Origin of the sequence: Variovorax sp. dw_954, assembly GCF_018449755.1 — a bacterium.
Lineage (GTDB): Bacteria > Pseudomonadota > Gammaproteobacteria > Burkholderiales > Burkholderiaceae_C > Variovorax.
Genome location: NZ_JAAVVD010000021.1, coordinates 127,712 through 149,172, shown reverse-complemented (window position 1 = coordinate 149,172; position 21,461 = coordinate 127,712). Strand labels below are relative to the sequence as shown.

General features: G+C 63.3%; 22 protein-coding genes and 3 pseudogenes. 18 read left to right on the top strand and 7 right to left on the bottom strand.

Features of this window, described 5'->3' with window-relative positions; translation table 11 throughout:
- Positions 1 to 544, top strand: a 544-nt coding sequence (locus HB681_RS27475) for a transposase (protein ID WP_213958041.1), incomplete at its 5' end; no start/stop codon positions are given.
- A 259-nt stretch (positions 545 to 803) separates the two neighbouring features.
- Here HB681_RS27475 and HB681_RS27470 read toward each other — a convergent pair.
- From HB681_RS27470 to HB681_RS27450, 5 genes are read right to left on the bottom strand one after another with little or no spacing between them, the layout of a single operon-like run.
- Positions 804 to 1,685, bottom strand: coding sequence for a nucleotidyltransferase (locus tag HB681_RS27470; protein WP_213958040.1), 882 nt, complete (start codon positions 1,683 to 1,685; stop codon positions 804 to 806).
- Positions 1,682 to 2,581: an S-4TM family putative pore-forming effector gene (locus HB681_RS27465; protein ID WP_213958039.1), complete on the bottom strand. Its 900-nt coding sequence runs from the start codon at positions 2,579 to 2,581 to the stop codon at positions 1,682 to 1,684. Before HB681_RS27465 ends, HB681_RS27470 begins: the two co-directional genes overlap by 4 nt.
- Positions 2,578 to 3,054 carry a hypothetical protein gene (locus HB681_RS27460; RefSeq protein ID WP_213958038.1) on the bottom strand — a complete coding sequence of 159 codons (477 nt, stop codon included), beginning with the start codon at positions 3,052 to 3,054 and terminating at the stop codon, positions 2,578 to 2,580. The genes HB681_RS27465 and HB681_RS27460 overlap by 4 nt, the downstream gene beginning before the upstream one ends.
- The gene (locus HB681_RS27455) at positions 3,055 to 4,311 is read right to left on the bottom strand and encodes a nucleotidyltransferase (RefSeq protein WP_213958037.1); all 1,257 of its coding nucleotides are present in this window, start codon (positions 4,309 to 4,311) and stop codon (positions 3,055 to 3,057) included.
- Between the two features lie 55 nt (positions 4,312 to 4,366).
- Positions 4,367 to 4,549, bottom strand: coding sequence for a hypothetical protein (locus HB681_RS27450; RefSeq protein ID WP_213958036.1), 183 nt, complete (start codon positions 4,547 to 4,549; stop codon positions 4,367 to 4,369).
- 172 nt (positions 4,550 to 4,721) lie between these two features.
- Between HB681_RS27450 and HB681_RS27445 the strand changes: the two genes are divergently transcribed.
- From HB681_RS27445 to HB681_RS27435, 3 genes are all read left to right on the top strand, one after another.
- A complete protein-coding gene (locus HB681_RS27445; RefSeq protein WP_218628315.1) occupies positions 4,722 to 5,108 on the top strand; it encodes a helix-turn-helix transcriptional regulator in 387 nt (128 codons plus the stop codon).
- Positions 5,105 to 5,983, top strand: a complete 879-nt coding sequence (locus tag HB681_RS27440) for an ImmA/IrrE family metallo-endopeptidase (protein ID WP_213958035.1) — start codon at positions 5,105 to 5,107, stop codon at positions 5,981 to 5,983. The genes HB681_RS27445 and HB681_RS27440 overlap by 4 nt, the downstream gene beginning before the upstream one ends.
- 216 nt (positions 5,984 to 6,199) lie before the next feature.
- Positions 6,200 to 7,069 carry a site-specific integrase gene (locus HB681_RS27435; RefSeq protein ID WP_213958034.1) on the top strand — a complete coding sequence of 290 codons (870 nt, stop codon included), beginning with the start codon at positions 6,200 to 6,202 and terminating at the stop codon, positions 7,067 to 7,069.
- A 9-nt stretch (positions 7,070 to 7,078) separates the two neighbouring features.
- Here the strand turns inward: HB681_RS27435 and HB681_RS27430 are convergent, their stop codons facing one another.
- Both HB681_RS27430 and HB681_RS27425 read right to left on the bottom strand, forming a co-directional pair.
- Positions 7,079 to 8,077 (bottom strand): site-specific integrase, encoded by a 999-nt coding sequence (locus HB681_RS27430; RefSeq protein WP_213958033.1) that lies wholly within the window; start codon positions 8,075 to 8,077, stop codon positions 7,079 to 7,081.
- Positions 8,074 to 8,805, bottom strand: coding sequence for a tyrosine-type recombinase/integrase (locus tag HB681_RS27425; protein ID WP_213958032.1), 732 nt, complete (start codon positions 8,803 to 8,805; stop codon positions 8,074 to 8,076). The genes HB681_RS27430 and HB681_RS27425 overlap by 4 nt, the downstream gene beginning before the upstream one ends.
- A 788-nt stretch (positions 8,806 to 9,593) precedes the next feature.
- Between HB681_RS27425 and HB681_RS27420 the strand changes: the two genes are divergently transcribed.
- From HB681_RS27420 to HB681_RS27360, 14 genes and pseudogenes are all read left to right on the top strand, one after another.
- Positions 9,594 to 9,803, top strand: coding sequence for a hypothetical protein (locus HB681_RS27420; RefSeq protein ID WP_213958031.1), 210 nt, complete (start codon positions 9,594 to 9,596; stop codon positions 9,801 to 9,803).
- Positions 9,787 to 11,283, top strand: coding sequence for an IS21 family transposase (istA, locus tag HB681_RS27415; protein ID WP_213958030.1), 1,497 nt, complete (start codon positions 9,787 to 9,789; stop codon positions 11,281 to 11,283). Before HB681_RS27420 ends, istA begins: the two co-directional genes overlap by 17 nt.
- Before the next feature lie 51 nt (positions 11,284 to 11,334).
- Positions 11,335 to 11,682 (top strand): annotated as a pseudogene (locus tag HB681_RS27410) (acyl-CoA dehydrogenase family protein); the annotation flags it as partial.
- Between the two features lie 83 nt (positions 11,683 to 11,765).
- Positions 11,766 to 12,110 (top strand): annotated as a pseudogene (locus HB681_RS27405) (IS3 family transposase); the annotation flags it as partial.
- A 543-nt stretch (positions 12,111 to 12,653) separates the two neighbouring features.
- The gene (locus tag HB681_RS27400; protein WP_213958029.1) at positions 12,654 to 13,526 is read left to right on the top strand and encodes a branched-chain amino acid ABC transporter permease; all 873 of its coding nucleotides are present in this window, start codon (positions 12,654 to 12,656) and stop codon (positions 13,524 to 13,526) included.
- An 8-nt stretch (positions 13,527 to 13,534) separates the two neighbouring features.
- Positions 13,535 to 14,533: a branched-chain amino acid ABC transporter permease gene (locus tag HB681_RS27395; protein ID WP_213958028.1), complete on the top strand. Its 999-nt coding sequence runs from the start codon at positions 13,535 to 13,537 to the stop codon at positions 14,531 to 14,533.
- Entirely contained in the window at positions 14,530 to 15,300 is a 771-nt protein-coding gene (locus HB681_RS27390) for an ABC transporter ATP-binding protein (protein ID WP_213958027.1), read from the top strand. The genes HB681_RS27395 and HB681_RS27390 overlap by 4 nt, the downstream gene beginning before the upstream one ends.
- Positions 15,293 to 16,012 carry an ABC transporter ATP-binding protein gene (locus tag HB681_RS27385; RefSeq protein WP_213958026.1) on the top strand — a complete coding sequence of 240 codons (720 nt, stop codon included), beginning with the start codon at positions 15,293 to 15,295 and terminating at the stop codon, positions 16,010 to 16,012. Before HB681_RS27390 ends, HB681_RS27385 begins: the two co-directional genes overlap by 8 nt.
- Before the next feature lie 15 nt (positions 16,013 to 16,027).
- The gene (locus HB681_RS27380) at positions 16,028 to 17,197 is read left to right on the top strand and encodes an ABC transporter substrate-binding protein (RefSeq protein WP_213958025.1); all 1,170 of its coding nucleotides are present in this window, start codon (positions 16,028 to 16,030) and stop codon (positions 17,195 to 17,197) included.
- A 30-nt stretch (positions 17,198 to 17,227) separates the two neighbouring features.
- Positions 17,228 to 18,871 (top strand): AMP-binding protein, encoded by a 1,644-nt coding sequence (locus HB681_RS27375; protein ID WP_213958024.1) that lies wholly within the window; start codon positions 17,228 to 17,230, stop codon positions 18,869 to 18,871.
- A gap of 114 nt (positions 18,872 to 18,985) precedes the next feature.
- A complete protein-coding gene (locus HB681_RS27370; protein WP_213958023.1) occupies positions 18,986 to 19,813 on the top strand; it encodes an SDR family oxidoreductase in 828 nt (275 codons plus the stop codon).
- Positions 19,814 to 19,842: 29 nt separating this feature from the next.
- Positions 19,843 to 20,001, top strand: a pseudogene (locus HB681_RS38840) (zinc ribbon domain-containing protein); the annotation flags it as partial.
- Positions 20,002 to 20,016: 15 nt separating this feature from the next.
- Entirely contained in the window at positions 20,017 to 20,277 is a 261-nt protein-coding gene (locus HB681_RS38835) for an OB-fold domain-containing protein (protein WP_345944762.1), read from the top strand.
- Positions 20,274 to 21,416 (top strand): thiolase, encoded by a 1,143-nt coding sequence (locus tag HB681_RS27360; protein WP_213958021.1) that lies wholly within the window; start codon positions 20,274 to 20,276, stop codon positions 21,414 to 21,416. Before HB681_RS38835 ends, HB681_RS27360 begins: the two co-directional genes overlap by 4 nt.
- Positions 21,417 to 21,461 lie beyond the last annotated feature (45 nt).

The following is a 21,461-nucleotide window of genomic DNA, read 5'->3' as shown; positions in this document are numbered from 1 at the left end:
CACCCACGCCTCGCGCACCGATGGCGATGCGCGGCTGTACCGCAAGGGCAAGACCGCCAGCGAGTTGCGCTACATGGGCCATACCCTCTCGGACAACCGCCACGGCCTGATCGCTAACGCGATGGTCACACAAGCCGATGGCTTTGCCGAACGCGAAGCGGCCAAGGTCATGATCAGGGACGCCCGTCAGGCCACCGCGAGTCCGGATGCCGCGGTCACGCTCGGTGCGGACAAGGGGTACGACGCGCAGGAGTTCGTCCAGGCGTGCCAGGACATGGGCGTGATACCGCACGTGGCCCAGAACACTTCCGGGCGGCGCTCAGCAGTGCCCGATGCCATCGCTGCGAGCGAGGGCTATGCGTTGTCGCAGCGCAAACGCAAGCTCATCGAGCAGGGCTTTGGCTGGGCCAAGACGGTGGGCGGAATTCGTCAGGTGATGGTGCGTGGACTCAAGCGCGTGGACCACCTGTTCGTGCTGACGATGACGGCGTACAACTTGACGCGCATGCGCTCGTTGGGGCAAATCCGTCCGCAGGGGCTCTGAGGCCATCAGAGGCTTGCAAAACACCCTCAAATCAGCGGAAACGGCTCCCAAAATCGCCGCTCACTGCACCATGTGAAAAGCGGACCTTCGCCGAAGAAGATGCCTCGCTTTGGAGGGGAGTATTTCCGCATCCTGCTAGCACGCGACCTCGCAGAGCTTCGTCCGCAACCTGCTGTGAAGCGATCCAGAGGCAGGCAAGGTCAATGGGCCGCAATCGGCCCTGCGCACGAACGAACCGCATTCGCCAACCCAGAACGCTCTAGTACTCACCATTGAAGACGAGGCCCCACTGCCGATTGGCTTCCTCGAAGTCCCGGCGCGCCTCTGCGGCAAGAGCAACGTCCGCGTGGAAGGCGGCGTACTCAGCCGCCTTGAGTAGGAACTGACGTTGCACCTCAGTGTCCGTGGATCGAATGTCACCGGCGATCCCACACGGGTCCGTTAGCGCTCCGCAGCTGCCATCCTTGAGCACACGGTAGAAGTCTCGCAGGCAGCTCGCGTACGTTTTTGCCGGCAGGCAGATGCCGCAAGACGCAAGGACCATGTCGATGTAGAAGCTGTGGATTGGCAGCGAAGGCGTGCGCGCATGCTTCCACCACTTCAGCAGTTGCGAGACCTTCGCAAGCTTGTTGCCACTGCGTTCGTGAGCTTGCTCGAAGTAGCGATCGTGCACCTGAGGGCTGCTTTCGAACCAACCACCCATGCCGTCTGGAATCAAGAACACTGGCCGGCCAGCATTGAATCGGACGAAGATGCCCGGCACGATGTCAAGGCTTTGCTTGCTGCCACCGAACTCGATGACTGCCGCCAGGCCGTCCTTGTACACCGTCGAAGCAGGATAGCGTTCACCGAGGTCGTCGAGGATTCTACGTAGCAGCGTGTCCGACGAGACCAGCTTGCCGCTCCGCATCACCTCGGCCTTGCGCATGATCACCATCGTGTCCAGGTCGCTGTACCAACGGATGGCTGTCCCACGTGCGTGGCTGCCAATGGGTCGGACGCCGCTGACCGAAAACGACTTCTCCAGGCGCGCGCGACTCGACATCCGGTGAGCTCGCGCCGCGAGCAGTTCGCCGCCCTGCGGCTGAATTCTTGCGCCCAAGGCAAGAAGGTTGAACTGTGGCGGCACGCTCACTCTCATGTTACGGCCTTCTTGTATAGGTTCACCCAGTGTTCCGCGCCGTGAATCAGCTTCGACTCAAGACGTGGACGCACGCGGTTGTATAGCCACTCGAAAACGAGCGAGCCCGTCGCCCTGTGGCCGAAGATGGCGTCCTGCAGTTCGCGGGAACGACGCCGTCCCTCGACGGAGTCGATGCCGGTGATGGCCGCCATCAAGAGCTTCTCGGACTCGGCCTTCAGGCGGGCCAACGTCTCGATGGTGTCGCCCTGCCTCCAGCGCTCGCGCAGCGCCCAGGTCAAGGCTGGAGCCGCCGGCACCGACGCAAGCACAAACGATATGAACGAGAGGTTGATGGCCAGGCTCACCCCGCTCGCCACAACCACGAAGGCAACGATGAACCAGAACAACAGCCTGCGATAAGCCAGGCGCAGGTCGCTGTCGTAGACCAAGTTCTCGCGTTGGCAGATCAGCCGGCCGACTTCAACGGGGACGTCTGCCACGCTGGTCGGATACCAGTCGCGCAGTCGTTTCTCGCCGTCGGCGTCTAACGTACACCGCCCATCCTCGAAGGTCTCTTCGGCGTCGACCTTGGCGCCCGCAACAAACGCATTCCAGTCGATGTCGAGAACCTCGCAGTCGAACTCTTCTTGCAGCCTCGCTCCGACCTTTAGACGCGACTTGATCCAGCCTTCGATCGCGGTTAAGTCGAAGATGCCCAGGATGACCGCGACCAGCGCGATCGCCGGGCGCGCCGTAGGCATCAGCGCCGCCGCGATTGCCGACGCGACCGGCAGCGTCAAGTTCAGCCCCAGGACAACTGCTTGGCAATGCTTGGCACGTCGGTAGACCAACGTTCGCGCCCGCACGAGGCTAAGCATCTCCGGTCGGAGTTGCCGTTCGGCGATAGTGCTCATGGATTGACTGCTCCGGTTGTTTCGCGCCGCCGCTTTTTTCGCGGCGGCGGGTGTTCTCCGCCGCCCGCCCACTCGCCCGTGGCGAGCCATTCTTCGAAATAGTTCAGCCACTCGCCGGTCCAGGCCAAGTAGGTCTCTAGCAGCCCCATCTGCGGAACCCACTCCTTCTTGCGCGGCAACCACAGGCACAAGCAGGTGCCCGGACCGTCGTGGTGATAGACGTGCGGCAAGGGCCGCCCGTCGGCCAGTGCGCACAAGTCTGGCTTCACGACGAACATCACCGGGGACCTCGCTGGCGTCAGCAGCAACGTGCACCGGTAGAGACGTGCGAACACTGTCGGCGCTATCGAGAAATCGAAGCGAAGCTCACGCCCCTGGAGGAGTCGCACGCGCGCATCGGGAAAGTTCAGCGCACGCAGTTCCATCGCACGCTGCGCAAGCGTAGGAACCCGGACGGGCGGCACCATGCGCATTCAGTCACCGTAGTTGGTGTGGGCGCGCGCGGCCATCGTCACTCCGGCACCGGATCCGAGAACCAAAATTCCTCGGCCGGCCGATCGATTGGCTTCGCGTCGCTGCGCGTTGTTCTCGAGCACGGCCGCCTGCGCCCGAGGACCGAAGACCCGCTCGACAGCACGAGCGACGACATCCATGCCGGCACCTTGGTCGATGGCGTCGACGAGAGCGTTGAGGTCCATCACTAGTCGCTCGTGCCAGGCATCGAATGCCTTCTGCTTGGCCTGAGTGTCCATGCAGGCGGCCAAGTTGTCGTTCTGCGCGGTGGGGTTGTCCAGGTACCAGAATTCGCTGCCGTCGGGCATCGGGAAGCGCTTGATGAGCGTTGGCATCAGCTGAACGATATCGAGCAGCAGATCCATAGGGCCATCGTGCGGCTTCGGCGCCTCGATCGCGTAGGCGTTCGCGACCAGCGTGGTCAAGATGCTGGAAGACGGCGCGAGGTTTGCGCCGTCTCGAGGTGCACCGAACGCGATGTTGCGATTGATCTTGGTGAGTTGGACCAGCCGCGAGAGCAGCCTGGCGAACACCTCGTCGGCATCAGGCAGCGGGATGAGCTCCGACTTGCGCATCGAGTCGAATGTGGCGTTGAGCGCTGCCCTGCCTTCGAACGTCGGCGCGATAAGAGCGGCCTTGTCGAAAGCCTGACAATAGCCGCGCGGGTTCGTGGAAAGGTAGCGCTGCAGGTCGCGGTCGGGAATGCGCCCGTGGGTGTCACCGTACAGGACGACTTGGGACGGATCGTCGATGATGGATGAGAAGTCAGCCTTCATCCCGCCGGCGTAGGTCATCGTCACGCACCGGTCGTTGCGCGCGAGCTTCAGGTCGTGACGATCGGCGTAGCGCTTCAGCGCAACGTACATGTGTTCGATGAGACGCGCGGGCCCGCCGGGACCACCGTAGCGCAGAAGCCCCTCGCGTGCGAGGCAGGCAGCCAGATCGACGTCGTACCCCTCCCGCAGCGGATCCATCGGTCGCACCATCGTGCCGAGTTGTCGCGAGCCGTACGCGTGCACCCGATATAGAAGTCCCTCGAACTCCGCGCAGGCGGCTAGGTACTCGCCGGTGCTCTGGTAAGCGCGGTCGAGATCGCTGAGCTGCGTCTGCGTCGGCTCGTAGACGCGGCCGATGGCTTCGGCCAGGAAGACAAACTTGGCAGACGCGCCGGCCGAGAAGCGGCGGCGCACAGGGTTGATGGGAAGGTCGCGGTGCATGCACATCTCCGGTGGGTGGGCGGGAGACCGCACGCGGCGGCCTGACCCACCGCGTTTACTTCACAGGTTTTTCCTTGCGAACGCCCTTGAACGGGTCGCCGTCAGCCTTCTGATCCATGAAGCGGCCGTTCGAGGTATCGCGCTTCGTCCAGACCTGCGTCTGGGGGTTGAAGACTTGCGAGCGGTCCCGGACCGCTCCGACCCGGGCGTTGTCGCCGATGGGCTTGTTCTTCGCCATGAAATCGTCCTTTCGAAGTGCGCGCTTGCAGTCGCAAGAGCCGGGTGGCATAGTCGGATACTGTCTGCGTAAGCAACATCATCCGATCTGTCTGAGAGGTGTGTCGCCCAGATAAATTTCGCATCTGTTGCCTGCGCAGGCAACAGTTTATGCTGATTTCAATCGGAAGGGAATGTTTTTGATCACGAAGTCCGGCCTGGGGACACTCTTGCGCAAGTTGCGCGAAGCCCGCGAGCTCTCGTCGCGCGAGCTGGGGCAGCTCGCAGACGTCGATCACACGTATGTCTACCGATTGGAAACAGGGGAAAAGCAGTCCCCTTCCGAGGAGCTACTCGCGCGACTGCTGCGCGTGCTCAAAGCCAAGCCACGAGAGGTGGAGATGGCTCAATTCATGATGAGCAACGACGTGAACCCCGACTGGGTAGAGCACGTGCTTCAGACCGACATGACCGCGGAGATGTTCGAGATGGGCGCCACCATGAGGAACCGTGGGAGCGGGCGACCGGACATGCAGGCGTTGGAAGCGCGAGTCCGCAGGGCGCTGGAAGACGACGCATGATCGACGAGGTGTCCATCAGGTCGAAAGCGCGCCAGTTCATGCGCGGTTTGGATCTATCCAACATCGACCAGGATCTGTCGGTATACACGCGGAAGGTGGACGCCAAGATCACCTATGAAGAAATGGGCGACGGCGAATCTGGCTACACACTCACGCGACGAAACGGGAAGTCCACGATCGTCATCAACGAGGTGGAGCGCCGCGAACGCCAGCGATTTTCGGTGTGCCACGAAGTGGCACACCTCGTCCTAGGGCTCGCTTCGAATCACCAGGAAACGCCCTCCTGGTCTTACGCGAAGCGTGAAGACAACGAAATCGCCTGCGACATCTTCGCTTCCGAGCTGCTGATGCCATTCGATGTCTTCAAGCTCGACGTTGACCAGGAGGAACCATCGTTCGACTTGGTCGAGCGGTTGCGCGCGAAGTATGGCGCTTCCTTTGCCGCGTGCGCTTCACGTCTTGCCGCCGTGACGGACTACCCGTGCGCGTTCGTCTTCATGAACTCGACGGTCGTCCGGTACGCCTCACGGTCGAAGGCACTTCGGGACCTTAACGCGTGGGTCGAGATGCGCTCCCCGATTCCTCACGAATCGGTCGCCCTTAGACTGATTCAGGGTGGTGAGTGGTCAGGCGAAGACTCACGCGTCTCGCAAGATGTATGGTTTCGGGACTGGCCGAAGGGCTACGAGCTGACAGAGCTGGCGAAGCACTACCCCACTTTCGAGGAGACGTTTTCCTTGATCTGGTTCGAGCAGGACAGTGGACCGGACGAGCCCGTCAAAAACTGGAGCGGCACACCGACGCAAGAAGACGATGACGGACTGAAGGAGCTGGACGGCGTGCTGAGGTTCCACTCGAGATCGAAGAAGAAGTAGCGGGTGGCAGGCGCAACGCCGCGAGTCTGGCGCGATGTCTGCTGGCGGAGATTGCGGACGTCCAACCCGCGAAGGCCGAGCGGCTGCAATCAGTCTTTGGACTAAACCGCTCTCGCGGTAGGCGCTCCGCGCCAGGCCGGGTGTTTCATTTCGTGAGTTGCTGCCACCGTTGACAGCGAGGCAATCCCGCCTCGTTTTCGACGGAGAGCATCAACCATGGACACGATCATCTCGACGGTCAACCCGTTGCGTCAACGCATGCTCGAGGACATGCGCATGCGCAAGCTGGAGCCTCGGACCCAGGAGGCCTATGTGCGCGCCGTGCGCAAGCTTGCGGCATATCTTCACCGCCCGCGTGACACGGCTACCGTGGAGGACCTGCGCAACTTCCAACTGCACCTGGTCGACTCGGGCACTTCACCCATCACGCTCAACGCAACGCTGACCGGCCTGCGCTTTTTCTTCGACATCACCGTAGGCCGCCTCGAACTGATGGCCAAGATGCAACCGGTCAAGTTGCCGCGCACCCTGCCGGTGGTGCTCAGCCCACTCGAGGTCGCGCGGCTGATTGCCGCGGCGCGCAACGTCAAGCATCAGGCGGCGCTGTCAGTGGCATATGGCGCAGGCCTTCGCGCCAGCGAAGTCATCGGCCTGAAGGTCACCGACGTGGACAGCCAGCGCATGACGCTTCGGGTGGAACAAGGCAAGGGCCGCAAGGACCGCTACGCCATGCTCAGCCCAGTGCTGCTGCAGCGCCTTCGCACGTGGTGGCGTATCGGCCACGCCCAAGGTCGCATGCTGCCCGGGGGGTGGCTGTTCCCCGGCATGAACCCGACGGATCCTCTTACCGCGCGCCAACTCAACCGCGCCGTGCACGCTGCAGCCGAGGCGGCCGGCATCGACAAGCGCGTATCTCCGCACACGCTGCGCCACAGCTTCGCCACGCACCTGCTGGAACGCAAGGTCGACATCCGCGTCATCCAGGTGCTACTGGGCCATAAGCGGCTGGACTATCTCCCGCGCCGGACTATGTCCCGGGGCCCGTGCGCCGCACCTGTGGCGAGCGGATCGCACCGCGGGACATAGGAGGGCGCGCTACAAGCTCTTCAGGAAGGCCAGCAGTCGGTCATCGGGCCGATACCGACCGGGCTTGCCTTCCGGCGGCGTTGTCTTGTCGAGCACCGCCTGCTTAATTGCGAGATTGGCGTCGAGATAGATTTGCGTCGTCTCGATCGACTCATGCCCGAGCCAGAGCGCGATCGTCGGTTGATCAACGCCCTCTTGAAGAAGGTCCATTGCCGTCGTGTGGCGCAGCACGTGCGGGCTTACACGTTTGTTCTTCAACGACGGACACTGTGCAGCGGCCGTCGCGACGTGCTTGCTCAGCAAGTAGTGCACGCCGTGAGAACTCAGCTTGCCGCCGCGTGCGTTGGGGAACAGCGGCTGGTTCCCGTCCAATGGCGGCTCTCGCGCCCACGCGGCCAGCACGGCGCGCGTGTTCTTGCTCAATGGCGTGCACCGCTCCTTGCGTCCCTTGCCGATGACGCGGACGTGGGCACCAACGCCGAGCTGCAAGTCTTCATGCCGCAGGCTTGTTAGCTCTGACAGCCTCAAGCCGGTCTGCACCGCCAACAGCAGCAATGCGTGATCGCGGCGACCCGACCAGCTCTGTTGATCCGGCGCCGCCAGCAGCGCGTCGACCTCCAGCCGATTGAGGAATGGCACCAAGGTGCGCGTGAACCGCTTGGCCGGAATGGCCAGCACGCGCTGGATCTGCGCCGAGTGCGTCGGCGCCTCGAATGCCGCAAAGCGGAAGAACGAGTGCACGGCCGTCAGCCGCAGGTTGCGCGTGCGAGCGGTGATGCCGCGTACCCGCTCCATCTCGTCGAGGAAGGTCATCAGCAGCGGCGCATCAATGTCGGCCAGCGCCAGTGCCGAGGGCGCCTTGCCCAAGCGCTTGTGGACGAATTGCAGCAGCATCTTGAAGGTGTCGCGGTATGACGCGATCGTGTGCACACTGGCCCGACGCTGCTGCATCAGGCGCTGGGTGAAGAACCGCTCCAGAAGAGCACCGAAGTTGGGTTGACCACTCATGACGATTCTCCCCAGCGTCGCTCCAGTCGAGCCATCGCCTGTGCCATCAGTTCAGGGTTGCCGCTCAGGTACCAGTAAGTGCCTGCAACGCATACATGCCCGAGGTAAGTCGAGAGCAGCGGCATCTCGCGTCCAGGGTCCTTGCCTGACAGGTACCAGCGCGTCAGCGTCTGAACGGCGAATCGATGGCGGAAGTCATGCAGCCGCGGCCCCTTGCTCGCGCCCACCTCGCGCAAGCCCGTTCTACGCGACAACGTGTAGAAGGTCCGATGGACATGGCCGACGTCGAGGCGAGTGCCGCGGCGCGAGACGAACAGGTAGGAGGAGACCGGGTGGCGGAAGAATTGTTCGCGTCGCTTGAGGTAGTCGGCCAAGACCGCGCTGGTAGACGGGTGGATCGGCACCAGCCGCCACTGGCCGAACTTGGCGCCGCGGATCGTCAAGACCGCCTGATCAACGTCGACGTCGGCAAGTTCGAGGTTCAGCGCTTCGGACAGGCGCAGGCCCGTCACGCTGAGCAGGCCGAGCAGGCCGTGGAACACCCATGGCCGCAGCGATGTCGACGGCCAGGCCACGGGGAGGTCCAATACCGCATCCAGCAGCCGCCTGATCTCGTCCTCGGTGTACAGGTGCGGCCTGGCGCGCGTCGATCGGTGTGGCAACAGGCCGAGCGGCGGTATCTCGGTGCGGCTGTCGGTGGCGCTGCAATGGCGGGCGAAGCCGCGCACAAAGCAAAGCCGTCGGGCCCACTCGGCGGGTTGTACCGATGCCCGTTGAGCCCATTCGAGCGCTGTGAACGGCGGTCAGGAACCGCGTTTATTCGGCGGTGAGGAAGCGTTTTTCGTTTTGGATTGCCTGAGGTTCGAGTGCTGTGTGCTCGATGCCTTTGGTGATTGGTCTTGTTGCCTGCCTGGGCGCCCCGGAGGGGCGGCCAGGCAGGCGCGGCCAGCCCGTTCCTGGCCGGAGCCAGATTCAGCGGAGGTCGATGGGATGTGAGCTTCGCGGGCTCGCGCCGTGGGTTCGTTGCGCGTCTGCCCTGTGGCGCATGCACGCCGTGGTCTGTACAACACACGATGTTGCCGAAGAAGGCGGGTACGGCAGCGGTCCCATCACGCCGGCAAGCTTGAAGACCGCGCCGCGCCCTACACCGTGCCGATAAAGGCGGTGCCACCACAGTGTGGCGCGCTGGGACGCGTCCGTCCAGCATCATTGGCAGCGCCTCGAGGTGCGGATGGAACGCGGCGCCCGTCTGTTCCTGTGCGCGCGCTGTCGCGACCAGGTGCTTCTGTGCAGTCACTGCGATCGTGGCCAGCGCTATTGCAACGCGGCTTGTTCACGCCAAGCCCGTGAGAGTGCGCAACGCGAGGCCGCACGACGCTACCAGCGCAGCCGTCGCGGTCGCATGGCCCACGCGGCACGGGCACGGCGGTGGCGCGCTCGCCACCGCAGCGACGCAGAAATGGTGACGCATCAGGGTTCCAGAGTGAGCCCCACCGATGCTTCACTGGTCGCATGCATGGACATCACCACAGACACCGCCATCGCGACGGCGCCCGGGCACGACGAGGCCGACTCACGTGCTGGCGTGACACAAACGGAGGCGGCGCTTGCCGGCTTACGTTGTCGACGCTGCGAGCAGGCGCTGATGCCTTGGGTGCGTCAGGGCTTCCTGCGTCAAGGCCGGCAGGCCGGCACCCGCATCGCGCGCCATGACCATAGCCCCTGAAGTCGGCGCGCGAATCCTGCGCCTGTATGACGTGGAGAAGTGGCGCGTGGGCACCATCTCCCGGTTGCTGGGCGTGCATCGCGACACCGTGCACCGGGTGCTCGCCCAGAGCGGCCTGCCGACACCGTCGACGCCGTTGCGCCCGAGCCGCATCGACCCGTACCGGGCGTTCATCCTCCAGACGCTGACCCAGTTCCCCGTGCTGAGCGCCGTGCGGCTGTTCGCCATGGTCAGCGAGCGGGGCTATGTCGGCAGCGGCGAGCATTTCCGTCACCTCATTGCGGGCATGCGTCCGCGGCCGGTGGCCGAGGCTTATCTGCGGCTGCGCACGTTGCCGGGCGAACAGGCTCAAGTCGACTGGGGGCACTTCGGCCATCTGCAGGTCGGACGTGCGAGACGCCCGCTGATGGCCTTCGTCATGGTGCTGAGCTACTCGCGCGCGATCTTCCTGCGCTTCTTCCTGGACGCACGCATGGACAGCTTCCTGCGTGGCCACGTCGAGGCGTTCGCCTCATGGGGCGGGTCCAGCCGGGTGGTTCTGTACGACAACCTCAAGAGTGCCGTGCTCGAGCGCCGGGGAGACGCGATCCGCTTCAACCCGGCGCTGCTGGAGTTCGCCACGCATTACCGCTATGAGCCGCGCCCGGTGGCGGTGGCGCGCGGAAACGAGAAGGGCCGCGTGGAACGCGCGATACGGTATGCACGCGAGAGCTTCTTCGCCGCACGGGCATTCAACGGCTTGGACGACCTCAACGCCCAGGCCCGCCTGTGGTGCGAAGGCCAGGTCCTGGACCGGCGCTGGCCCGAAGACAGCGCCTTGAGTGTGCGCGAGGCCTTCCAGGCCGAGCGGGCGAGTCTGCTGCCGCTGCCCGAGCGCGACTACCCGCTGGGCGAGCGCGTGGCTGTCTCGGTCGGCAAGACGCCCTACGTGCGCTTCGACCTGAACGACTACTCGGTGCCGCACACGCACGTTCGTCGCACGCTGGGCGTGCTGGCCGACGAGCGTCGGGTTCGCATCTTCGAGGGCATGCGCGAGCTCGCCGCTCACCCGCGCAGTTGGGATCGCGGCGCACAGATCGAGGACACCTCGCATGTGCAGGCGCTGGTCGATCACAAGCGCGGTGCCCGCGCGCATCGAGCCTGCGACCGCCTGGCGCACGCCGCTCCGGCCAGCGCCGAACTGCTCAAGCGCGCCGGCATCCGAGGCCACAACCTGGGCTCGATCACGGCCGCGCTGATGCGCCTGCTGGAGCGCTATGGCGCCGCCGCGCTGCAGGCGGCCATCACCGATGCGCTCGAGCGCGACGTGCCACACCCCAACGCCGTGCGCCTGGCGCTGGAGCGCGCCCGCGAGGCCAGCGGCCGGCCACCACCGGTGGCGCTGGTGCTGCCCGAGCACGTCGCGCGCCGTGACGCCCCGGTGCGCGCACACGACCTGGCTTCCTACGACCGACCGGAGAACGTCGATGAACACGAGTGATTCCACGACGCCCACGATGATGTCCGATGCACACCTGCGAGAGCAGGCCGGAGAGCTTACCGCCCGATCGGCAAGAACCAAGGCGTGCAGCATCCACTGGCCGAACGCTGGATGCACCTCGAGGCCGCGAACCTGATGGCCTTGCAGGCAGCGCGCCAGTTCGATGCCAGCGAGCCCTGTGGCACTGAAGCCAACACCGCCAAGTATCTTGCCGCGCAAGCCTGCTGGAGCGCCTGCGAGACCGCCGTTTTGACGCACGGCGGCTATGGCTACGCCAAGGAATATCACGTCGAACGCTACCTCCGCGAAGCGATGATCATCCGTATCGCTCCTGTCAGCGAACAGATGATCTGCTGCTTCATTGCGGAAAAGGTCCTCGGGCTTCCAAAGTCGTACTGACGCGGCCGCCGGCCGGGCGGCAGAACCATCAGCTTGGGCCAATTTGAGGTGGCCGACGCTCGGCCTTCGCGCGCACACCTTCGCGGAAACCCGAGCGCGACAGCAGCTTGATTCATCACTTGGACAGGGGGTCGCAGTACCTGTCCATTCGCTACAGCGAGCGCTTGGCAGAGGCTGCCATCGAGCCCTTGGTGGGCAACAAAGGGCGACAGCTACGACAACGCCTTGGCCGAAACGATCAACGGTTTGTACAAGGTCGAGATGATCCATGCGCCTTGGAAGACCAAGGAGGCCGTGGAACTGGCCACCCTGGAGCGGGTGTCCTGGTTCAACTGCCACCGGCTGCTCGAGCCCACCGGCTGTCCCGCCGGCGGAATTCGAGGGCCAACTACTATCGTCAGATTGAGCAGCGGGCCATGTCGGCCTGACTCAAGCTAAGGGGCTACCGCGAAATCCGGGACGGTTCAGGTTGAACGTCTTGAAGCCACATCTACGCGTTGGCGCGAGCCGGCGTCGAGGTGGCACCGTGGCTCGCACCAGTTCGGGCTGGTCGTGCACATGCTTCGCGGAGTCGTTTGCCGTGATCGGCGAGGTGCTGCGACACCGCAGCCCGCAGTCGACATTATCTATGCACGGGTTGATCTCGATGCGCCAAGGGCTCCACACTCAAGGGGTTTGCCGTCTCACCAACTAATATTCAGCAATATGAATAGTTAATATGTATTGACATAAATATCGGCCCGCGCGTAGAGTACGAGAACTGAGAACAGACGGAGACGATCGTCAGGGTGCGCGGTACCCTGTTCGAACTGTGTAATGACATTCATTGCTACATGCGCGAATCCTGCGGCCGGTGCCTCAACGCATTCCTGGCCGCGCGGTAGAGGACCCCGGACCTGGCGCGGCGCAGTCCGTGCGTTATCGCCCCTCGTCCGTCTCCATCCTGGCCTTACACGATCAGGAGAGACAAGATGCAGACTCTGATCACGCTGGTCATCAGCGGGCTGACGGTAGGGTGCATCTACGCCATTGTGGCGCTGGGCTTCGTTCTCATCTACAAAGCCACCGACACCATCAACTTCGCGCAGGGCGACCTGATGATGCTGGGCGCCATGGTCGGGGTGACGTTCATCGCGACCCTGAAATTGCCCTATATCGTGGGTGTGCTTCTCGCTGCGATCTCGATGGGCATTTTCGGATGGCTGCTGGAACTTGGTCTGATGCGGCACGTCATCGGCAAGCCGCACCTGACTGCCGTCATTCTGACAATCGCGATCGGCTACGTGATGCGCTCTGGCGCCGGCCTTGTCTGGGGCTATCAGCCGCTGGCAGTGCTGACGCCGTTTTCCGGTCAGGTCGCCCACATCGGATCCACTGTCGTCAGCGGCGACAGGCTTGCCGTTATCGGGGGCACCGCCGTCCTGTGCGGCTCGATCTACTCCTTCTTCCGCTTCACCCGGATCGGCATCGCGATGCAGGCGACCGCGCAGAATCGATTTGCCGCTTATCTGATGGGGATCCGGGTCAGGCGCGTCTTCGCGGCCACGTGGGCAACCTCGGCGGCGTTGTCGGCCATCGCCGGCATCCTGTTCATTCCGATCGCGCTCGCTGACGTGAACATGGGGGCGCTGGGCCTCAAGGCCTACGCAGCGGCGATCCTGGGAGGATTCGGCAGTATCTCGGGTGCGCTGGTCGCGTCGTTGATGATGGGCGTCGTAGAGCAATTCGCGGCCCGGTATCTGCCAACGGGCATGCACGAGGTGACCGGCTTCGTGTTTCTGTTCGCGGTCCTAGTCGTCAGGCCACAGGGACTCTTCCCGCAATCGGCGCGCAGCAGGGTGTAGGTGCCGGAATGGAGCAGCTTGAAAAAATGGTGAGCACCAAGGCCTTCTGGAGCTCACGTCTGCAAAGCGTCGCATTCTTTGCGATGGCCTTGCTTGCGCCGCTGCTGCTGGATGCGTATTACATCGACACGTTCAGTACCGTCCTGATTTATGCCATTGCGGGGATCGGGTTGACATTGTTGTCCGGCGTCGCGGGGCAGGTGTCGCTGGCGCATGCGGCGTTCGTCGGCATCGGAGCCTATCTCCATGTCTATCTGCTGAGGCAAGGGCTCCCGCTGCCGCTTGCAATGGTGACCGCCACCCTAGTCACGGCCTTCGTCGGCTTTCTTTTCGCCTTCCCGGTTCTGCGCATGCCGATGCACAGCCTGGCGGTTTGCACCCTGGCGTTCGCGTCCATTGTGGAGCATGTGTTCGTCAGCTGGGAATCCTTCACGAACGGGGTCCAGGGCGCCCTGACGCCCAAGGCGCCATTCTTGGGCTTCGACATCGCGCAGGGTTCCAACCTGTACTTCGTGTGCGTCGTCGTACTTGCGGTATGCGTATGGCTAGCACGGAACATCATTCATTCCGCCACCGGCCGCGCCTGGATGACGCTGCGTGAGAGCGAGCCCGCTGCACGCGCACTCGGCATCAACGTCACCTACTACAAGACCTTGGCGTTCGCGCTCAGCTCAGGTTTCGCTGGTGTCGCGGGCGCGCTCTTCGCGCACAGGGTGAGTTACCTGTCGCCCGACGTGTTCACCGTAGCGATGTCAATCGAGATGTTTCTCATGATCGTCGTCGGCGGGCTGGGCTCCGTGCGCGGCGCGATCGTGGGCGCCTTCCTCGTCGGCCTGCTGCCCGCGGGGATTGCGGTGCTGCGCGACTATCTGCCGCAAGGCATCGGCAACCTGCCGGGGCTGGAGCCGGGCATCTTCGGGATCATTCTCGTATTCGTCATCCTCTTCGAACCGGAGGGCATCGAGGGACGGCTGAGAAGTCTCGCGCGAAAGGGAACGGCATCATGAACGCGCTTGAGGTCAGCGATCTTCACCTGAGCTTCGGAGGCGTGAAGGCCGTTGCCGGCGTGTCCTTCGACGTCAGGCCCGGCCAGATATTCTCGATCGTCGGACCGAACGGGGCCGGCAAGACGTCCGTGCTCAACATGATCAGCCGCATGTATGACGCCGACGCCGGCCGCGTCGTGCTGGAAGGCCGGGACATCACGGCTGCCCCCGCGCACACGCTGGCCTCCCGCGGCCTGGCGCGCACCTTCCAGAACCTGGAGCTCTGCAAGCAACTCAGCGTCACGGACAACGCCCTGGCAGGTCGCCATACGCACCGTGGCACCACCTTCTGGGCCGAGTTGCTGGCTTGGCCCACGAAGGCCGCCAGGGAGCAGGCCAACAGAGATCTCGTCCTTGGACTCCTGAAGGATTTCGGGCTCGCCCGCATTCAGGACGCACTCGTCGGCGAATTGCCCTATGGGTACCGAAAACTGCTAGAGGTGGTCCGCGCACTCTCAGTCGAGCCGCGCGTCCTGCTGCTGGATGAGCCCGTCGCCGGACTCAACACGACGGAGTCAAATGACATGGCCAGGCGGTTGCTGGCGGTTCGAGAGAAGCTCGGCATATCCATCGTCCTGATCGAACACGACATGAAATTCGTTCGCGAAGTGTCTGATGCGATCCTGGTCATGAACTGGGGCAAGTGCCTCACCGTCGGCAAGCCTGACGAGGTGCTGCGGCATCCCGAAGTGATCGCCGCCTACCTGGGAAGCGCGCGCGATGAATGAGCGGATTCTTTCTCTCAGGAATCTCTCCGCTTACTACGGAACGACCAAGGCCGTGGAAAGCGTGTCAATTGAGGTGCCGCGGGGCGGAATGGTCGCCATCCTGGGCGCGAACGGCGCAGGAAAGTCGACCATTCTCCGAGCCATCTCCAACTGGGTCCGATCCGAAGGCGAAATCGAGTTCAACGGCGCCAGCACCAAAGGACTCTCGCCTGATGGAACGGCTCGACTGGGCATCGCGCATGTCCCCGAGGGCCGGGAGATATTCCCTTCGTTGAGCGTTCTGCACAATCTGATGATGGGCACCTTCGCGGGCCGCCGCAAACACGCCCAAGTCGACCTGGAGGCGGTCTTCTCGTATTTTCCGAAACTCGAACAGCGCCAGCGCCAGGCGGCTTCATCGCTGTCCGGCGGGGAGCAGCAGATGCTCGTCATCGGGCGAGCGCTGATCAGCAATCCGGAGTTGGTCCTCCTCGATGAGCCGTCCCTGGGCCTCAGCCCGCAACTGGTCGACGAGATTTTCAGAAACATCGCCCGGATCAACGAGGAGCGGCAAGTGAGCGTCCTGCTCGTGGAGCAGAACGCCATGCGTGCGCTCCGCTTGGCGAGCTATGCCTACATCATGGAAGCAGGACAAATAGTTGCGGAAGGGAAAAGCGCACTTCTCTTGAAGAGCCCTGAAGTGCGCGCCGCATACCTCGGGCTCAACCAGTAAACATCGGAGATACCCATGCGATTGATCATCAGTGCCATCGTGTCCAGCATGTTGATTGCCGTGCCGTTCGCGGCCGGCGCCCAGAAGGCTGTCAGGGGAGTCACGGCCGACGAAATACGCATCGGAACATACCAGGATCTCAGCGGCCCTACCGCCAGCGCCGGCGTGCCGGCGGTCAACGGCATGCGAATGCGTTTCGAGGAGGTCAACGCCAAGGGCGGCATCAACGGTCGCAAGATCCGCTACATCGTGGAGGACATGCAGTACCAGGTGCCGAAGGCGCTCCAGGCGGCCAACAAGCTGATCAACAGGGATGACGTGTTCCTGATGATCGGCTCGCAAGGCACCTCGATGAACAACGCCGTATTGAATGACATTCAACTCAAGGCCGAAGTGCCGAACATGTTCCCGATGGCATTCTCAAGATCCCTGCAGGAACCGCTGAGCCCGTACAAGTGGGGGGCGGTGTCGACTTACTACGACAACATGCGCCTTGCCACCAAGTACGTCGTGGAGGAGAAGAAGCACAGCAAGATCTGCCTCATGTACATGGACAACGACGCCGGTCTGGAGTTTCGCGACGGCGTGAACGAGCAGTTGAAGAAGTACAACATGACGGTTGTGGCCGACACCAAGCACCGGCCCACCGATACGGACTTCACGGCACAGCTTATCCGCTTGCGCGAGGCGAATTGCGACGCCGTCATGCTGGGCTCGGTGATCCGCGACACCATTGCCATCTACACCACGGCCAGGCAGATGGGTTGGAATGTGGACTTCGTATCGGCGACCCCCGCCTACAACAATGTCACGGCCGCGGTGCCGGGCAACACTACCGAAGGGCTCGTCTCCTTCCATTCCTTCGTGGAGTCCGATGCCTCCAAGGAAGGCATGGCCTGGCGACAGGACTACGCCAAGCGGTTCGGCGAGCAGCCCAATACCAACGCGGTGCTGGGTTATGTGTTTGCTGACTTGGTCGTCACCGGCCTCGCCAACGCAGGCTCGAAGCTGACGACGGAAGGCTTCATCAAGGGGATGGAGCAGATCAAGGACCAGAAAGACAGGTTCGGAAATCTTTCATTCACCTTCGGCCCCCAGCAGCATGCCGGCTCGTATTCGTCGTTCATGTCGGTGATCGAGGGCGGCAAGTGGGTTCTCAAGCGAGGCGCCGCGTCTTACCAATAAGCTTGGCTCACCCTTGATCAAGGATCTCGTATGACACCGGACATCCGCATCAGCGAAATCATCAGCGGGAACGATTGGCGGATTCCAACCCGCCTGAATTTTGCCGCCGCGGTGTGCGACAGGCATGCCATTGCCACACCCGAAGCGCCAGCGGTGATCTTCGAGGCGGAGGACGGAAAGAGCGTGCGCTACAACTTCCGCCAGCTCGATCGCGCCGCCTGCCGGGTGGCCAACATGCTCGCGGCCTACGGCGTGAAACGCGGCGATCAAGTGATGATCATGCAGAGCCAATCTGTCGAAGCGGTGCTGACATATGTCGCCTGCATGAAGATGGGGGCGGTCTTCGTGCCGATTTCAACCATGTACGGGGAGGTCGCGATTTCCGAGCGCGCATCGGCCGCCGATGTGTGCGTCATCGTGGCCGACAAGGAGAACTACCCGAAGCTTGTCAATCTGAAGGCAAAGGTCGAGAGCCTGAGGGCGATCTTCCTGGTCGATGGCGAAGAGGCGGGCGCCATCGACTTTGGCAAGAAAATGCTCGAAGCCAGCGATGAGTTCCAGACGGTCGACACGGCCGCGGAAGAGGTGGCCTACATCTGCTACACGTCCGGAAGCACGGGGGCGCCCAAGGCCGTGATGCACGCTCATCGCTTCCTGCTGGCCAACATTCCGGGCTTCAGCATGCTGCACAACAATTTCGGCCAGGAAGGCGACGTGATGTGGTCGCCGGCGGATTGGTCCTGGGGTGCTGGCATCATCGCCGTGCTGTTGCCCACGCTCTGGCACGGCAAGCCTATCGTCGCGTGCCGGCCCAAGAGCCGCTTCGATGCCGAGCATGCCTTCGCACTGATGAGCCGCCATGGCGTTCGCAACGCCTTCCTGATCCCGACCATGCTTCGCATGCTCCAGCAGGTTCGAAAGAAGCCTTCGGTCAAGTTGCGATCTTTCTTCAGCGGCGGCGAGATGATCACGCAGGAGCTGGTCGACTGGTCGTCCCACGAGTTCGGCGTGCTGCCGAACGAAGGGTATGGACAGACCGAATGCAACATGGTGCTCGCGCATCTGCCGCAGCTGATCAGTCCGCGCTACGGTTCTCTGGGCAAGCCGTTTCCCGGCATGACGGTGATGCTCCAGAATGCCGACGGTTCGCCGACGCCGGTCGGAGAGATCGGCGAGATCACCGTGCGCGCGCCGAGTCCGTTGATGCTGCTCGATTACTGGAAGAACCCGCAGGCGACGGCGGAAAAGATGCGGGGGGGGTGGTTCCATTCGAACGATCTGGCGCGCGTCGACGAAGAAGGCTACTTCTGGTTCGCGGGTCGGAACGACGATGTCATCAAGACCTCCGGCTACCGGGTCGGATCCGCGGAAATCGAGAGCTGTCTCACTTCTCATCCAGAGGTGGCGGCGGCCGTCGCGATCGGCGTTCCGGACGCTCTGCGCGGTCAGATCATCAAGGCCTTCGTCATACCCAGGGACGAGGCATTGGCCGGCGAGGCCTTGAAGGCGAGCTTGAAGTCGTACGTCGCGGAAGGTCATGCAAAACATTTCGTCCCGAGCGAAATCGAGTTCGTCGATTCGCTGCCGGTGACCACGAGCGGGAAGGTCGAGAGACGGACGCTTCGTGAACGCGAAATCAGGAATCGGGCCTTGGCGGCAAATCTGCGCGTATAGATCTTCCCGATGGCGACGGTCGAATCCCGTCGACGTATCTGGGGCTGCGCAAGCCCTCGTTCCACTCCCGGCGCCCAAGCGCCCAACACCATCTCCCTTCAGGAGCAGCCAGCGATGACCAAGTTGAACGACAAGATTGCAATCGTGACCGGGTCTGGCCGGGGCGTCGGGCTTGCCGTGGCCCGCAAGCTGGCGCAGGAGGGGGCGTCGGTCGTCGTCAACGACATCGATGAAGCGGAGGCAGAACAGGCGGTGGCCGATCTGCGCGCGCAGGGCGCGAAGGCCGTTGCCGTGGTGGGCGACGTCTGCGCCAACGGATTCGCCGAAAGGCTGGTCAACACAACGCTGTCGAATTTCGGCGGCATCGACATCTTGGTCAACAACGCCGGGTATGGATGGGACCGGTCCATTCAAAACACATCGGACGATCACTTCCAGGCCATGCTGGACATCCATGTGGTCGCGCCCTTCAGGATCCTGCGTGCCGCCTCCGGTTTCATCAGATCCGCCGCCAAGGACGAGGCCCAGCGCGGACTCACGGTGCATCGCAAGGTGGTGAACGTCTCGTCCATGGCAATCTGCGGCATTCCGGGACAGGCGGCGTATGCGTCGGGGAAGGCCGCGGTGGTGGGTCTCACCAAGTCCCTGTCCAAGGAGTGGGGCCGCTACAGGGTCAATGTGAACTGCGTGGCGTTCGGGCTGATCCGTACGCGCCTCACGCGCGTGCATGGCGCCGAGGGCCCGGACGTGACGCGGGTGGGAGACCGCGAATTCCGTGTCGGACTCGACGAAGCCGGGTTAGCGGAGATGAACCGCCGGACGGCACTCGGCCGGCAGGGCGAACCGGAGGATGCCGCCGGAGGCGTCTATCTGCTGTGCACGCCGGAGTCGGACTTCATCACCGGGCAAGTGCTGTTCGTCAGCGGCGGTGCGTCGGTATAGCTTCAATTCATTCATGCAGGTTGCCAACGATGCCTACTTCCTCGCCCACGCCCGTCCTGCCCGTACCCACGCCGGAGACCCGGTTCTTCTGGGAAGGCACAAGAGCGGGGGAACTTCGATTTCAAAAGTGCCGGGCGTGCGCCAAGGCCATCTTTCCGCCGCGCCCGTTTTGTCCGCACTGCCTGTCGGACAAGCTCGAAGTGGTGAGCGCCTCGGGCGTGGCGACCCTTCTGACCTACGTCATCAGCCACTTGCCTGTGCCGGGGTTCACGCCCCCTTATTCGATCGCGGTGGTGCGCCTTGAGGAGGGCCCGCAGATGCTGACGAACATCGTGAATTGTCCCCAGAGCCCCGAGTCCCTGGAGCTGGACATGCGGCTCAAGGTCATCTTCAAGAAGGCGAGCGACGACATCTGGTTGCCGCTTTTCGAACCCTATCCGGTCAGGGAAGGAGTCTCGGCATGACGAAGAAACCCAGTGTGGCCATCGTGGGGGCGGCCGAGACGTCACGCATCGGGAGCGTGCCCGAGATGTCGCAGCTGCAACTGCATGCGGACGCAGCCATCAACGCCATGCGCGACGCCGGACTGAAGCCGGGCGACATTGACGGCATCGCGACCTGCGGCGAGCCGGCGATCGGCGTGGCGGGCTACCTGGGCATAGAGCCCGCGTGGGTCGACGCCAGCGAGGCCGGCGGGTGCTCGTTCCTCATCCATGTCCGGCATGCGATCGCGGCGATCGAGGCGGGTTACTGCACGACGGTGCTCGTCACGCACGGCGAAAGCGGCCGTTCCAAGGTGGGCGCGGGCTACATCGACATGGGCTTCACCGAGTTGAATCGCCAGTTCGAACTGCCGTTCGGCGCCACCCTCCCGCTGACACTGGTCACGCTGCCGATCACCCGCTATTTGAAAACCTATGGCATCACACCCGAGCTGTTGGCAACGGTTCCCGTCATTCAGCGCGAATGGGCAGCCAGGAATCCGCGCGCGGCCAAGAAGGACCCGCTGACGGTCGAGGACGTTCTTCGCTCCGACATGATCGTCTATCCGCTCCATCGCCTCGAGTGCTGCCTGGTCACGGACGGGGGAGGCGCATTGATCGTCACCAAGGCGGAAAGGGCAAAGGACTTTCCGAACAAGCCAGTGTACGTTCTCGGAACGGCCGAGGCCTACGACGCAGGCTTGCCCAGCCAGGTGGCGAACTACGATTTTCCGAAGGCGTTCACGAGTTCAGGCCCGCGCGCCTTCCAGGACGCGGGAATCAAACCGTCGGACGTTGATCATCTGATGGTCTATGACGCCTTCGCGCACCTGCCGATCATGGGCCTCGAAGCACTGGGCTTCGTCGCTCCGGGCGAAGGTGCCGAGTTCATCCGTGCCAGGAACACGGCCCCGGGTGGCAGGCTGCCGCTCAATACCAATGGCGGTGGCTTGAGCTACACGCACTCGGGCCGCTATGGCATGTTCGCGGTGCTGGAGTCCATTCGCCAGATCCGCGGCACGGCTGCGGCACAGGTGCCGGGCGTCGAGATCTCAGTGGCGCACGCCGTCGGAGGCATGTTGGCTGCCGGCGCGACATTGGTGATGTCCAGCCAGTGGTAGTGGCGACAGGACGGTGTCGGCCGCGGCTACGTCCGATGCGAGCCG

What these genes read in the sequence shown, in the direction of transcription:
- HB681_RS27375 (WP_213958024.1), top strand. Translation starts at nt 17,228, where the DNA reads ATGACACCGGACATCCGCATCAGCGAAATCATCAGCGGGAACGATTGG.
- HB681_RS27390 (WP_213958027.1), top strand. Translation starts at nt 14,530, where the DNA reads ATGAACGCGCTTGAGGTCAGCGATCTTCACCTGAGCTTCGGAGGCGTG.
- HB681_RS27440 (WP_213958035.1), top strand. Translation starts at nt 5,105, where the DNA reads ATGATCGACGAGGTGTCCATCAGGTCGAAAGCGCGCCAGTTCATGCGC.
- HB681_RS27360 (WP_213958021.1), top strand. Translation starts at nt 20,274, where the DNA reads ATGACGAAGAAACCCAGTGTGGCCATCGTGGGGGCGGCCGAGACGTCA.
- HB681_RS27380 (WP_213958025.1), top strand. Translation starts at nt 16,028, where the DNA reads ATGCGATTGATCATCAGTGCCATCGTGTCCAGCATGTTGATTGCCGTG.
- HB681_RS27420 (WP_213958031.1), top strand. Translation starts at nt 9,594, where the DNA reads ATGGACATCACCACAGACACCGCCATCGCGACGGCGCCCGGGCACGAC.
- HB681_RS27395 (WP_213958028.1), top strand. Translation starts at nt 13,535, where the DNA reads ATGGAGCAGCTTGAAAAAATGGTGAGCACCAAGGCCTTCTGGAGCTCA.
- HB681_RS27450 (WP_213958036.1), bottom strand. Translation starts at nt 4,549, where the DNA reads ATGGCGAAGAACAAGCCCATCGGCGACAACGCCCGGGTCGGAGCGGTC.
- HB681_RS27370 (WP_213958023.1), top strand. Translation starts at nt 18,986, where the DNA reads ATGACCAAGTTGAACGACAAGATTGCAATCGTGACCGGGTCTGGCCGG.
- HB681_RS27385 (WP_213958026.1), top strand. Translation starts at nt 15,293, where the DNA reads ATGAATGAGCGGATTCTTTCTCTCAGGAATCTCTCCGCTTACTACGGA.
- HB681_RS27435 (WP_213958034.1), top strand. Translation starts at nt 6,200, where the DNA reads ATGGACACGATCATCTCGACGGTCAACCCGTTGCGTCAACGCATGCTC.
- HB681_RS27460 (WP_213958038.1), bottom strand. Translation starts at nt 3,054, where the DNA reads ATGCGCATGGTGCCGCCCGTCCGGGTTCCTACGCTTGCGCAGCGTGCG.
- HB681_RS27400 (WP_213958029.1), top strand. Translation starts at nt 12,654, where the DNA reads ATGCAGACTCTGATCACGCTGGTCATCAGCGGGCTGACGGTAGGGTGC.
- HB681_RS27465 (WP_213958039.1), bottom strand. Translation starts at nt 2,581, where the DNA reads ATGAGCACTATCGCCGAACGGCAACTCCGACCGGAGATGCTTAGCCTC.
- HB681_RS27430 (WP_213958033.1), bottom strand. Translation starts at nt 8,077, where the DNA reads ATGAGTGGTCAACCCAACTTCGGTGCTCTTCTGGAGCGGTTCTTCACC.
- HB681_RS27455 (WP_213958037.1), bottom strand. Translation starts at nt 4,311, where the DNA reads ATGCACCGCGACCTTCCCATCAACCCTGTGCGCCGCCGCTTCTCGGCC.
- istA (WP_213958030.1), top strand. Translation starts at nt 9,787, where the DNA reads ATGACCATAGCCCCTGAAGTCGGCGCGCGAATCCTGCGCCTGTATGAC.
- HB681_RS27445 (WP_218628315.1), top strand. Translation starts at nt 4,722, where the DNA reads ATGTTTTTGATCACGAAGTCCGGCCTGGGGACACTCTTGCGCAAGTTG.
- HB681_RS27470 (WP_213958040.1), bottom strand. Translation starts at nt 1,685, where the DNA reads ATGAGAGTGAGCGTGCCGCCACAGTTCAACCTTCTTGCCTTGGGCGCA.